10 protein-coding genes and 1 pseudogene are annotated in these 13036 nt (G+C 51.0%); 4 read left to right on the top strand and 7 right to left on the bottom strand.

Features of this window, described 5'->3' with window-relative positions:
- Positions 1–146 precede the first annotated feature (146 nt).
- From VB741_RS02565 to VB741_RS02550, 4 genes are all read right to left on the bottom strand, one after another.
- Positions 147–1505, bottom strand: coding sequence for an 8-oxoguanine deaminase (locus tag VB741_RS02565; protein WP_323363576.1), 1359 nt, complete (start codon positions 1503–1505; stop codon positions 147–149).
- 57 nt (positions 1506–1562) lie between these two features.
- Entirely contained in the window at positions 1563–1931 is a 369-nt protein-coding gene (uraH, locus tag VB741_RS02560) for a hydroxyisourate hydrolase (RefSeq protein ID WP_442786274.1), read from the bottom strand.
- 223 nt (positions 1932–2154) lie between these two features.
- Entirely contained in the window at positions 2155–3321 is a 1167-nt protein-coding gene (gene hpxO / locus VB741_RS02555; RefSeq protein WP_323363574.1) for an FAD-dependent urate hydroxylase HpxO, read from the bottom strand.
- Positions 3322–3444: 123 nt separating this feature from the next.
- On the bottom strand, positions 3445–5325 hold the full coding sequence (locus VB741_RS02550) for an iron uptake porin (RefSeq protein WP_323363573.1): 1881 nt from the start codon (positions 5323–5325) through the stop codon (positions 3445–3447).
- A 498-nt stretch (positions 5326–5823) separates the two neighbouring features.
- Here VB741_RS02550 and VB741_RS02545 point away from each other — a divergent pair, with 498 nt between their 5' ends.
- The 3 genes from VB741_RS02545 to VB741_RS02535 all read left to right on the top strand — a co-directional run bounded on the left by VB741_RS02545 (position 5824) and on the right by VB741_RS02535 (position 8720).
- Positions 5824–6963 (top strand): ABC transporter substrate-binding protein, encoded by a 1140-nt coding sequence (locus VB741_RS02545; RefSeq protein WP_323363572.1) that lies wholly within the window; start codon positions 5824–5826, stop codon positions 6961–6963.
- 125 nt (positions 6964–7088) lie between these two features.
- Positions 7089–7919: an ABC transporter ATP-binding protein gene (locus tag VB741_RS02540; RefSeq protein WP_323363571.1), complete on the top strand. Its 831-nt coding sequence runs from the start codon at positions 7089–7091 to the stop codon at positions 7917–7919.
- Positions 7920–7943: 24 nt separating this feature from the next.
- Positions 7944–8720 (top strand): ABC transporter permease, encoded by a 777-nt coding sequence (locus VB741_RS02535; RefSeq protein ID WP_323363570.1) that lies wholly within the window; start codon positions 7944–7946, stop codon positions 8718–8720.
- A 175-nt stretch (positions 8721–8895) separates the two neighbouring features.
- Here the strand turns inward: VB741_RS02535 and VB741_RS26235 are convergent.
- Positions 8896–9027, bottom strand: a pseudogene (locus VB741_RS26235) (transposase); the annotation flags it as partial.
- 88 nt (positions 9028–9115) lie between these two features.
- Positions 9116–9622 (bottom strand): 2-oxo-4-hydroxy-4-carboxy-5-ureidoimidazoline decarboxylase, encoded by a 507-nt coding sequence (uraD, locus tag VB741_RS02530; protein WP_323363569.1) that lies wholly within the window; start codon positions 9620–9622, stop codon positions 9116–9118.
- Between the two features lie 245 nt (positions 9623–9867).
- Here uraD and VB741_RS02525 point away from each other — a divergent pair, with 245 nt between their 5' ends.
- Positions 9868–11310, top strand: a complete 1443-nt coding sequence (locus VB741_RS02525; RefSeq protein WP_442786273.1) for a glycoside hydrolase family 13 protein — start codon at positions 9868–9870, stop codon at positions 11308–11310.
- A 110-nt stretch (positions 11311–11420) separates the two neighbouring features.
- Here VB741_RS02525 and VB741_RS02520 read toward each other — a convergent pair whose 3' ends face one another.
- Complete coding sequence (locus VB741_RS02520) at positions 11421–13007, bottom strand: WD40 repeat domain-containing protein (RefSeq protein ID WP_323363567.1); 1587 nt, start codon at positions 13005–13007, stop codon at positions 11421–11423.
- Positions 13008–13036 lie beyond the last annotated feature (29 nt).

Genomic DNA, 13036 nt, shown 5'->3' with positions numbered 1-13036 from the left:
AGCAATCGCAAGGGGTTACAGCATCTATAGATTGTAGAACCTGATTTACGTAACATGGCGACCGATCGGGGAGCGGCCCCGGGGTGAGGGTCGCCATCAGCGGTGGTAGCGTGCCTAGCTATGGGGTTTTTCCTTTAATTCACCCATTAATTCACCAAGCCCATCGCCAGGCGATTACAGGTTTCGATCAGCGGTGCCATGGACACCGTGACTAATCGCCCCTGATCAATCACTTTTTTGCCATTGATGAAACTGTAGTCTACGGCGGGGGGCTGACAGAAAATCAGGGCAGCTACTACATCGTGGTGACTACCCACAAAGGCGGGAGTATCCAGGTTAAAGGCGATAAAGTCCGCTGACATGCCGGGGGCCAGATGGCCAATGTCGTCCCGCCCTAGCACCTGGGCCCCACCCCGGGTGGCCATTTCTAAGGTTTCCCGAGCCGTCAGTGCCGCCGCCGACTGATCGCGCACCCGGGCTAAGAGAAAGGCGGTTCGGGCTTCCTGCAACAAATTGGAGGCATCATTAGACGCCGCGCCATCCACCCCAATCCCCACGGGCACACCCGCTGACAACAATTTACGGATGGGGGCAATGCCACTGGCCAGCCGCATGTTGCTACAGGGACAGTGGGCCACCCCAGTGTGGGTATGGGCAAATTTTTCGATGGCAGCATCGTTCAGTTGCACACAGTGGGCGTGCCACACATCGGCCCCAAGCCAACCGAGGGATTCGGCATAGTCCCCTGGCTGCAGGCCAAATTTCTCGAGACTGTAGGCCACATCGCTTTGATTTTCGGCCAGATGGGTGTGGAGGCGCACACCGGGATAGCTCCGGGCCAAGGCCGCCGACTCCCGCATCAGATCCGGTGAGACCGAAAAGGGAGAACAGGGGGCTAGCACTAGCCGCAGCATGGAATGGCGGTCGTTGTCGTGGTACTCCTCAATCAGCCGTTGGGAGTCTTTGAGGATCTCGGCTTCCGTTTCCACTAGGCGGTCGGGGGGCAGTCCCCCCTGGCTTTCCCCCACACTCATGCTGCCTCGGCTAGCGTGAAACCGCAGGCCAATGGCTTGGATGGCTCGAATTTCATCGTCCAGGGTGCAATCGTTGGGAAAAATGTAGAGGTGATCGCTGGCGGTGGTGCAGCCGGAGAGCATTAACTCGGCGGCGGCCATTTGGGCACTGGCATAGATCGCCTCACTGGTGAGGTTTGCCCAGATGGGATAAAGGGTTTGCAGCCAAGTGAAGAGATCGCAATTTTGGGCAGCGGGAATCGCTCGGGTCAGGGTTTGGTAAAAATGGTGATGGGTATTAATCAGACCCGGCAGAACAATATACCGACCTTGCAAATCCACCACTTCATCCGCCGTTGTTGGCAGTGCCTCCGTAGTGCCCACCTGCTGAATAACATTGTCTTGAATCCACAATGCTCCATCCCGGATTTCCCGGCGCTGGTCATCCATGGTGACTAACGTATGAATATGCTTGACCAGTAAAGTGCCCATGCTGTCCTTATGTATACTCTCAATGACCCTATATGAGACTTTAAATAGTAACCACGATTAACTGCCGCGATATGTACTATAGGACCATGGGGACACTAGCAGCGGTACATGGTAATGGGCTGTTGGGTCAGCGATCGCAAACCGAATCGGAATCAGGTCTAAAAAAGCTGGATTTGGTAGCGGGTTAGGGCTAGAGGCAAAGTAATCCCCGATCCAAAATTGCAGCTCATAGGTACCAATGGCCATGTCCTCGGCGGCTAACAGGGGCTGGTCTGTGCGGCCATCGATATTGGTCACCTGATGAGAAAGGCAACGGCGACTATCGCCATTGGCACCATCGCCATCAATGCCATAAAGTTTCACCGTTACCCCAGCCGCAGGACAGCCCCCGGCCGTATCTAAAATATGGGTGGTGAGTTTACCCATGTTTAATGTTGTTGTCATGGCTGTCATGGCATCAGCGAGGCAGAAATATTAAATAGTTAGGAACTGTCAAGAAATAACCTAAAGAACCATTAAGAAACAACTTCGTGATTTGGGTTTTATGGGCTAAATTTTTGCACAAATCGAGCTAGAACACCGATAATTGACTCCGCCGTACCCCAAACTTAGTGCAACTAGGGATACCCTAACTACACAACGAACCCTATCAGTGCAACGGACCGAGCAAAATCGTCTCGGCGATGGCGTTCATAATGTTGGTGCCATCCTCTGAAGCCAAGTCGGCATACCACTGCTGGGTTTTAGCCGGAACTTTCCCATGGGTCATATTGGACCGTTTGCGGGCCTTAAGAATAATCTCCGACACCCGCTCTAGACGGCTTGCTTGATAGCGTTCTAGGGCATCTGCCACGCTGATATTGGTGGTACATAAACAATTGGCCAAAGTCCAGGCATCCTCCATGGCTTGGCACCCCCCCTGGCCGAGGTCGGGAGCGGTGCTGTGGGCGGCATCGCCAATCAGAGCCACTCGTCCTTTCACCAGGGTTTTCAGCGGTTCAATGTCGTGAATTTCGACCCGATTTGTTTGGGTGGGGTCCAGCTGTTGGATCAAGGTTTGCACGGGAGTCGCCCACCCGTTGAAATGGGCCGAGAGTTCCTGTCGGTAGTGGTCGGGGTTATTCTCGGTACCTTTGGGCAGGGGCACATCCAGAAAAAAGTAAAACCGATTGTCGCCCACGGGCATCACCGACGCCCGTTGACCATCGGCGACGTAGATATCCCAGCTGTTGGGAGGTGCCAACTCATCACTGACGGGGACTAGCCCGTTCCAGTTAACGTAGCCCACATAGCGCCGTTCTGTGGGCTGACCCAACACATGGGTGCGAATGATCGAGTGGGTGCCATCGGCCCCGATCACCACATCGCCGGTGGCGCGATGGCCATCTTCAAAAATCGCCGTTGCTCCATCAGCCGTCTGTTCGATGGCGACACAGCGCTTGCTGAACTGTACGTTCTCCATCCCCAAGGCGTCCAGGAGTATCCGTTGTAAATCGGTGCGCGCCACCGGGTAGGGCGCTTGGCCCACCTGCTTCACCAAGGGTGACAGACTAAAGCCAGTGAGCCGCTCGCCGGTTTTGCCATCGTAGTAGGCCATCTGTTCCATGGGCCCGCCGATGGTTGCGATCGCAGCCCCCAGACCCAGCCGATTCAGCACCTTCACCCCATTTGACCAAAGTGAAATACCTGCCCCCGCGGGTCGCAAGGTCCCCACCCGGTCATAGATCTCCACTTCGTAGCCCGCTTGTCTCATGGCCAAGGCCGTAGTGAGACCGCCCATCCCAGCACCGACAATAATGACCTTGAGGTTTTCCATAAACCAATTAAATCCACAATGACCAGATAAATTCCCTGGAACTAACCCAGATCGAAGGTAGGGTTGCACTACAGCCCAACCCTACCCTCAACATGATATTTTATGCAGACCCACTAAACACCCTTAAAAGGAAAACTGGGTTTGCAAATTGAAAACATAGATGTCTGGATTATCACCAAAGTTATTCGCATTGCCAATCCAGTAAACAGAAGGAACAACGGCGAAATTCGGAGTGACCGGGTAGCGATAAGAAACCTCAATCTCCTCCTGGACAGCACCATCACCCCCACCTGAGATCAAGAAATTCCGCCCATCGGTCACATCAAAGGGTCTGAGATATGAAATTGTTGCCAACGATCCGGACTTCAATAGGTCATGAAATGCTAATCCTAGCTGGAGAGATTGGGCATTAACTTCGCCATCAGGCCGTCCTGGAGTAATCACAGACAAATCCGTACTGCCATAGCTGTAGCGTCCAAAAAAACCAAGCCAATTTAACGGCTGCCAATCAAAATTGAACATAAACGTGTCAGCCGTGGCACCATCCAGCGGTCCACCAAACCCATCATCCGCAAAGCCGTAGAGGGGTTCACTAACGGCCCCACCGACAAAGCCATTAGCATTAGCTTCTAACTCACTAAGGGTATACAAAAATCTCAGCGTTAAGTTATCCGTGGGATACACTTCCGCCTGGGCGGTCAGGGTATTGGCCCCATTAAACAATCCTCGGGTGGCATCACTGGATGCACTGTTTCGGATAAACTCTGTAGCTTCAGCCAGGTAGCCTACGGATAGCTCCAATGCGTCAAACACATCCCATTCAACAACTACACCAGCCCCTCGGTCTACGGCATTCACCTGAGTACCACCACTAGAGTTAAAACTGTTGGCCCCAGTGACTAGAAAGGTGTATTTGTTGTCGTCAAAGTGTCGGTACCAGTTGATCTTCGGCCCTACTGTTACCAAAACCTTGTCTCCCAGGGGAAACGAATAAAACGCTTCCCGCAGAATCACATCATCTTCTAATTGGCCCCCTTGCTGGGCCGTAAACGGGGTACCAAAGGTATTAAATAGACCCGCCGAGGCAAAGGTATTCGCCGGTGCAACACCGTCACCCACAGCCAGCTGTAAGATAAGTCTGTCTTTTCCTGTAAAGGATGTCAGCAGGTTGAGCCAGGTCAAATAGCTAAAGGTAACTTCAGGATCATCGGTAATGGTGCGAACAACGGGAGCACCGGTGGCATCGCGGGCCGGGGCAAAGACGCTGATGCCCTCTGCCTGGATGTCACCGCTGGCCGTCACCCCGGTTAGATGGGTAAATAATCGGCCACTCAGCTTTGTTGTGGTAGAAAACTGAGTGTCTTCCAGTGTGGCTACATCTGCTTCTAACGCGTCAAGCTGACTACGAATCGAGGCTAATTCTGCCGCAAAGTCTTCTTGTAAACGTTGAATGGTCCCTAGATCCGAGTCTTCAGGGGATCCCGTCAACGCAATAATCACATCCAGACAGGCATTTAAACCTGCTGCAAACTCATAGCGAGTCATGGCTCGATTGCCACGAAACGTGCTATCTGGATAGCCTTCGAGGCATCCATATTCTTCTACTAGACGAGTTAATGCGGTGTAGGCCCAGTCCGTTGGTAGAACATCGTCGAGTTCACTAACACCAGTAACCTGGGACAGTTCAACCGGCGCTACCAAATCTGTTCTGTCATGGGTCGTGGTGCTTTGAAGGTGGAGTAAGTCAGTTTCAACATCCAGAAATGGGACGTAGGCTGGACTAGTCTCTTCTTGGTCAAGATTACTGATACTGGAGATCGCGGGCACATTTTCCAGCGACCCAGCTCCTGCTGCTGCATTACTTAGCCCTAGCAGCTCAGCCTCAGAGTCGTAAACCGCCTCAGTATTATCAGCACTTAAATTATCAACATTTAAAAGCTCGGTCTCAGCCTGGGCACCAGCAAAAAGACTTCCGCCTAGAACAACTCCAACACCTGCAGTCAATAATACTTTACAGAGAAATATAGGGCAGGTAAACACCTTCCCATCTTTGGGCCTTATGGACATCCAGCTAATCCTCACACCGTGGAATGTTATGCCTGCTTACGCTATCAGCAAGAATAGAGGGTTACTGTATACAGTGAAACATTACTTTGTTCGATACATAACCTTAAATACTAAGACACATACCTAGATAGTGTAGCCATTAAGCTGTTGCGATCAGCGATGTTGTGGAGTGATGTGTGGGTTTAACTCTGTACTCACTGCAGCGGGCGTTAATACCTGATTTTGTATTCAGAAGCACAACAGGGGGATACAACTAGATTTACATTAAATTCTTGTTTGTATACAGAATACAGTTATTTGACTGTGGAGGTTTCCATATCAATCCATCTCCTCCTGTTTTGTAGCACTAGCTAGTTGTGTATGGGGGCATCGTCTCTTCACAACCGTCTCTTCACAACGATGACCACAAGGACTTTGATAAAAATTTGGAGAATAATGATGAAACAATTAAAGTTTAAACGGGCATCTCAACTGGCTTTAGTCTTGGCATCAATGGCGATGTTAGCCAGTTGTGGCTCAGCTCCCACTGCCACTGCGCCAGATGCTTCTACGGAACCGACAACTACTACTACAGCAGCTCCTGCCGATCAGCAAGAACTGAAGGATGTTCGTGTGCAGCTCTCTTTTCTTAAGCAAAGTCTAGATGCACCCTTAATTATTGCGATCGATAAAGGATACTTCGCTGAAGAGGGCTTAAATATTACCTACGAACGAGGATTTGGCAACTCCGATACAATTGGCAAGCTGGGTACAGGCAAATTTGATTTTGCGTTTAGCGACATGTACAACACCATGGATTTTAACGAAAAAAATCCAAACGATCAGATTATGGCCATTGCCATTACTCAAAATAGAGCTCCCTTTTCTGTAATCAGCCTGAAGGAAAGTGGTATTAGCAAGCCTGAAGACCTCGCAGGGAAAAAAATGGGAGCCCCTACGGGAGATGGGCCTCGTAATCTTTTTCCTTTATTTGCAGAGCAAGTAGGCATAGATCCCAATTCCGTAGAATGGACAACTATGGAGCCTAAATTACGGGAAGCCTTTCTGTTACAAGGTCAAGTCGACGCGATTACTGGTTTTTCTACTTCAGCCTTGCCTAGCTTACTTAAGGCTGGCAAGACCATGGACGATATCAATGTATTTTACTATTCGGACAATGGCTTAAATTTTTATGGCAACGCTATTTTAGCTAAGTCAGCCTTTGTCGAGGAGAATCCTGACGTTGTAAAAGCCTTTGTGAGAGCTTATTTTCGAGGCTTTCAAGATATGTTGAAAGACCCTACCGCTGCACTGGATGCCGTCATTGCCTCTGACGATAGTAAGTTAATGGACCGAGAGGCTGAGAAGGTTCGTCTAGAGATCGCCTTAAAAGAGATCTTCGTCACGCCGGAGGTTGAACAGGACGGTTTAGGTGGTCTCAATGAAGAGCGCATGACAAAAACCATTGAGCAGGCGGTTCAGGGATTTGGCCTCACCTCTACTCCCACCCTAGGCGATATTTATTCAGATGAGTTTTTACCCTCGACAGAAGAATTGACTTTACCTACAGCCAGCGATCGTAAACCTCTGATATAAGACGTTCCACTGCTTTTGGCTGGTACGGCTTAGAGGTTGTTTGAAAAGCCCAAGGGCATCTCCGGTTATACCTAACCAGCCAAAAAGTCCTGTCAATTATGGTCTGAATGTAACCTTTAAAATCCATGGTACAACCTACAGCTGGCTCCACTACTTCTACATCGCAGGCCCTAGACACATCACCACTACTGGAATTTGACAAGGTCGGCCTAGAGTATCCCTTTGAAGGGAGTATGCGCCGAATCATTGACGAAGTGAGTCTGGCTATTAAGCCTGGGGAGTTTGTCTCCTTTGTGGGGCCAAGCGGATGCGGCAAGACCTCCATTTTAAGGATGGTTTCCGGCCTAAGCCCAGCCCCCTTGGGGGAGATTCGCTATCGGGGAAAGCCTATTACTAAGCCCCTCAATAATGTGGGTATCGCATTTCAAAATCCGGTGATGCTGCCTTGGCGGAACACCATAGACAATGTGATGCTGCCCTTGGAGATTGTCCAGCCCTATAAGGGTCAATTTCGGCAGAAAAAGTCTGAGTTTATTCATATGGCTCAGGATTTGCTGGCTACGGTCAGACTTCAGGACTTTCAAAAGCAGTATCCTTGGCAGTTGTCCGGTGGCATGAGACAGCGGGTTTCTCTGTGTCGTTCGCTCATTCACCAACCGGAAATTTTGCTCCTAGATGAACCTTTTGGGGCGCTAGATGCCTTTACCCGTGAAGAGATGTGGACCATGTTGCAGGCTCTCTGGATGCGGGTCAAATGCGTCAGCATTTTGATTACCCATGACTTGCGCGAGGCTGTTTTCTTGTCCGATCGCATATTTGTTATGGGGCCACGTCCAAGTTCGATTATTCATGAGGAGCAGATTAATCTGCCGCGTCCTAGAACACTTGAGATGAGACTATCTGATGAGTTCAACCACTATTTTGCCACTATTCGTCGCCACATTCATCACAATTAGTAGTCTTTTACCCATAGTTGTACAATGGCATCTTCTAATTTCGAGAGATTTCTCAAGTCTAAATCTGCCGGATTCATCCTCCCCCTAATTGCCACCATTCTGCTTTTTGTGCTGTGGGAAGTGGCTGTCATTATTTTCAAAATTCCTGAATTCAATCTGCCATCACCCACTAATATTCTCAAGGCTGGGATAGAATTTGCGCCTCAGCTGCTTGCCAATTCTATCCGTACTCTATGGACCACTTTGCTGGGCTTTTTTCTCGCTGTTATCGTCGGAGTTATTCTAGGGTTTTTCATTGGCTACTCCAAATTTGCCTACCTGACGCTGTATCCTCTACTGGTGGCTTTCAACACTATTCCTAAGGCAGCTATTGTACCGCTCTTTGCTATTTGGTTCGGAGCTAATGCAATTCCGGCAACACTAACGGCATTTTTATTGGCATTTTTCCCGATCGCCGTTAACGTTGCCCTAGGGTTAGAGACCGTTGAACCGGAAATGAAGGATGTGCTGCAATCACTGGGAGCTTCTCAGGTTGAAACGTTCCAAAAGGTGGGTTGGCCACACACCTTACCCTACATTTTTGCATCCCTCAAGGTTGCGGCCTCCTTTGCCTTTATTGGTACCGTTATTTCGGAGTCGGTGGCGTCCAATGCTGGGCTAGGGTATCTGATTGTGCAAGCTACATCAGACTTTAATATCCCCTTGGCCTTCGCTGCACTCATCGTACTGGCCATTATGGGTGTTATGCTCTACGTCTTTTTTATCTACCTAGAAAAAAAGGTGATTTACTGGGCCCGCTAGGTGGGTTAGCAAAGCCTTCAGTCGTTACATTCAACCGGTGGCTCCGTCGCCCAGCCCGATCGCTTTTAGCGGTCAGACTGGGCGACGATTTTTAATTCGTCTTGGTTTTAGACCATTAGACATCTTCAAAAAACGAATTATGCGGCATGCTGTAGCAATCCGCAGATAGATTTGGTCATATGATGAAGGCTTGGTCAACGACTTGGCGAAACGGTTTGCCAGATTGAATGTGTTTTCGCATCCGGTTGTTCAGCACAAACCATTGATGCTCAATCGGGTTCAAATCCGGCGAATAAGGCGGGAGATACATTGGGATTAGGGGTGGTGTTCGTGCCAGAGTTGTTTAATAATCAACTTCTTTAATCATTGGCAGTGCCCTAGGGAAATCCTTTTCCCTAGGGCATTTCCATCACCAAGTCAGATAATCGAAATCGAGCAATTTTAGCAATCTCCCGTAGGGCCGTTTGAATCTCCTGCTCTTTGGAATGATGGAGACGATGTTCAAATTCCGCCAGGACTTTTTCACGGGTTTGACCTTTGATCGCCATGACAAAGGGCACCCCAAATTTCTGTCGATAGGTCAAATTTAACTGTTTCAGGCGTTCATACAGGGACGGACTGATGTGATTAAAGCCCACGCTTGCTTGCTCCTGAACAGACGCATCTGCCATCTGGCTCCGACTACCTAGTTCTGGGTGGGCCTTGATCAGCTCAATCTGTTGGGATAACGGCATTTGCTCAACAATAGCTACCATTTTCCCATGGAGATCTAGGACATTGGCAAAGGGGCGATCGACCCAAACCTGTTCGGCGATGCCGGGAGTCCCTTCGAAAATATGGCCCAGCAATGCTATAAAGTCATCCTGTGCCATGGGATTGAGCTGTTCAATGGAAACTTGCATAAGGGTTTTCCTTAACCTGTACGTTCGTGGGCCAACTCTCCCAAAATATACAACGAACGTTCTTGCACTAACCCCGCCCGATCTTAAGCGAAGGCCAATGGAAACCATGATATAGCTTTGCGCCCATAGTTTACACCATGGGTTTGAGTGCAGGTTTTGCCCGCCTATTCTTTAACCATCCTAATAACCGAGCGATTTACCCCGACAACTCGCTACCCTAAGCGATGCAGTCTGTCATCGCTCCTATGCAAATCCAAACTCCTGACTGGGTTAAATATGCCGTCTTCTACCAAATTTTCCCCGACCGTTTTGCCCGCACCCAGCGACGACCACTCCCCCCAGCCATGCAGGTCCCCCTGGAAGATTGGCAGGCCCCACCCACCCTCAGTGGCTATAAAGGAGGGGACCTGTGGGGAGTGGCTGAAAACCTGGATTACCTGCAAGATCTGGGAGTGAATGCTATTTACTTTACCCCCATCTTTCAGTCCACCAGTAACCACCGCTACCACACCCATGACTACTACCAGGTAGATCCACTCCTTGGGGGGAACCAAGCCTTTGCAGACCTCATAGATGCTGCCCACCAGCGTAGTATTAAAGTTGTTCTCGATGGTGTTTTTAACCATGCTAGTCGGGGCTTTTTCTTCTTTAATGACATTCTTGAGAACGGTCCCCATTCCCCCTGGCTGGATTGGTTTAAAGTAGAAAAATGGCCCCTGTCTGCCTATGATGGTGCCAAGCCAGCTAACTATGAGAGCTGGTGGAACAACCGGGCTCTGCCGGAGTTTAACCATGATAACCCCCAGGCCCGGGAGTACATTATGCAAATAGCTGAGTACTGGCTGCACCAGGGCATTGATGGCTGGCGACTGGACGTCCCATTTGACGTGAAGGCGGCAGGGTTTTGGCAAGAATTTCGACAGCGGGTAAAGGCGATTAACCCGGAGGCTTACATTGTGGGTGAAATTTGGACCGATGCCCGCCAGTGGCTGGATGGCACCCAGTTTGATGGGGTGATGAACTATCTCTTTACGGGGCCAGCGCTGGCCTTTACGGGCAAGGATAAGGTGGTGATGGAGTTGGTGGAGAATCCGGCCTATTTCCCCTATCCGGCCTTGGATGCCCAGGGCTATGGACAGAAAATAGAAGAGTTACTGGCGCTGTATCCCTGGGAGATTCAGCTGACCCAGTTAAATCTGTTGTCGAGTCATGATGTGGCCCGGGCGCTAACGGTGATGGATCACGATCAGCGCAGCTTTGAGCTGGCGGTGTTGTTGCAGATGACGTTTCCCGGTGCGCCGAGTATTTACTATGGAGATGAGGTGGGTCTGGCTGGTGCTCACGATCCGGACTGTCGCCGCAGTTTTCCGACGGAGACGGATTGGAATGGTCCGCTGCTCAGGTGGCATCAGGAGTTGATTGCCCTACGGCATCAGCATCCGGTGTTGTGTACGGGCACCTATCAAACCGTGGCGGCGGTGGGGGAGATCTATGCATTTGCCCGCACGGATGCCAGTGAGAACATTGTGGTGGTGCTCAATGCGGGAGCAGATGCAGGGCAGATTACCCTGCCGGAGATCGGGGCAGATGCACGGGTGCTCTGGGGAGATAGCCATGCCTTAGGGACCTCCCAAGAAGTACGGATGTCCCCTCGATCGGGGGTGATGATTACCATGGCGGTTGCCTGAATTTTAGGGGATCACAGCCCATGGGCAACAGTCTCTTCTATGGCTAAGGAGCTGTTAAAAATTAATGAATGCCTTTGGTAGTCCCTCTTTTTCTCACCCAAGTCAGCCTTTCACTGCCACACTTTCACCGGTTGGTCCTTGCCACTGCTGATCAGGATTTGTTCTAAGGAATCAAAGGCCACGGCTAAAACCCAGTTGCCGTTGCTATCGAGGGTTTTGGTGAGCTGTTGGCTGGATAGATCCCATAGTTTGAGAGTGTTGTCGACGCTGCCGCTGGCCAGGGTTTTGCCATCGGGGCTAATGGCCAGGGTGACTACCCGATCTTCGTGGCCGCTGAGGGTAGTTTGGAGGTTCCCACTGGCCATGTCCCACAGTTTGATGGTGCCATCCCAGCTGCCACTGGCTAGGGTTTTGCCATCGGGGCTAAGGGTCACGGAGCGAACGGCGTCCTGGTGGCCGATGAACTCTTTGCGCAGGGTGCCCGTGGCTAAATCCCACTGGCGGACGATGCGATCGCTACTGCCACTGATCAACGATTGGCCATCGGGGGCGATCTGAACTGACCATACCGGTACGCCGATGGAGGTGGTGTAGAGGGACTGGCCAGTGCTAAAGTCCCAGGCGGTAATATTGCCGTCGTAATCGCTGCTGACCAGGGTGCGCTCATCGGGGCTAAGGGCCACGGACCAGATCGGGGATGGCCCAGGGGTGAGGCTGTACATCAGCTCCCCCGTCCCCAGTTGCCACACCTTAATGCCATCGCTGCCACCACTGATTAACCAATGGCCAGAGGCGGACACGGCTAGGGTTCTGACCGTATCGTCATGGCCGCTGAGGGTGCGCAGGGTCGCTCCAGTTTCCCGATCCCAAATTTCAATTTGGCCGTTGTCCCCACCGCCAATTAAAAGCGAACGACCATTTTGGTCGGTATGGGTGGCGATGGCCCAGACCTGACCGTTGCTATCAAAGGACTTGGCCAACGTCAGCGGAGCCGGTGGAACGAACGACAACAGTTGGGCATGGCTGTCTGGGATGAAGTTGCCCATGGGGATGATGGTGCTGTCCCTCTGCCATATTGGGACCAACGCTAACCCCAGGGTCAGAGCACCCAGAGTCAGGCCAGAAATCCAGGCGGGGTGATGGGTGAGCCGATGGACAAGGGGGCTGAATGTCTCAATGATGGGCTGCCTCAGGAGATGATGGGGTTCGGGGTTGCCATCAGGTTTTTTCTGGGTGCTGCTTTCGGTGGTGCTGTTTTCGGTCTTAACCTGACTAACCGCGAGTTGAGCCCCGGTCAGAATGGCCTGTTGCAGATCCACCCGAGCGATGTGGGCCCCGGTCAGATCCGCATTACTCAGATTGGCCCCCCGCAAATTTGCATCATCTAAGTAAGCGTCTCTCAGGTCCGCCCCCGTCAGATTGGCCCCTTGCAAATCTGCCCCAATCAGACAGGCGCGCCTGAGGTTAGCCCCTTGTAGGTCAACGTCTCTAAAATTACCTTCAAAAAAATAGCCCTGGCTTAAGTCTTGTCCTGCCAGGCTACAGGGCGTCTTGGGGTGACGATGGCGATACTGATTCCAGGCATTGATGTCGCTACTGAGCAGAGCTGGGTAATTCACGGTCAGTATGTATCCCTGAAGAATGATGCTGGATGCGATCGCAATCATTTGCGATCGCATCCAACAAACTGCTTTCAAATACTTCAGCAGCTTTACCCTCTATTCCA

Source organism: Leptothoe sp. PORK10 BA2, from assembly GCF_034932105.1.
GTDB lineage: Bacteria > Cyanobacteriota > Cyanobacteriia > Phormidesmidales > Phormidesmidaceae > Leptothoe.
This window is presented reverse-complemented; position numbering and strand designations above follow the sequence as displayed.

Coding starts and splice junctions, on each gene's coding strand:
- VB741_RS02565 (WP_323363576.1), bottom strand. CDS start 1,505: ATGGGCACTTTACTGGTCAAGCATATTCATACGTTAGTCACCATGGAT.
- uraH (WP_442786274.1), bottom strand. CDS start 1,931: ATGGGTAAACTCACCACCCATATTTTAGATACGGCCGGGGGCTGTCCT.
- hpxO (WP_323363574.1), bottom strand. CDS start 3,321: ATGGAAAACCTCAAGGTCATTATTGTCGGTGCTGGGATGGGCGGTCTC.
- VB741_RS02545 (WP_323363572.1), top strand. CDS start 5,824: ATGATGAAACAATTAAAGTTTAAACGGGCATCTCAACTGGCTTTAGTC.
- VB741_RS02540 (WP_323363571.1), top strand. CDS start 7,089: ATGGTACAACCTACAGCTGGCTCCACTACTTCTACATCGCAGGCCCTA.
- VB741_RS02535 (WP_323363570.1), top strand. CDS start 7,944: ATGGCATCTTCTAATTTCGAGAGATTTCTCAAGTCTAAATCTGCCGGA.
- uraD (WP_323363569.1), bottom strand. CDS start 9,622: ATGCAAGTTTCCATTGAACAGCTCAATCCCATGGCACAGGATGACTTT.
- VB741_RS02525 (WP_442786273.1), top strand. CDS start 9,868: ATGCAAATCCAAACTCCTGACTGGGTTAAATATGCCGTCTTCTACCAA.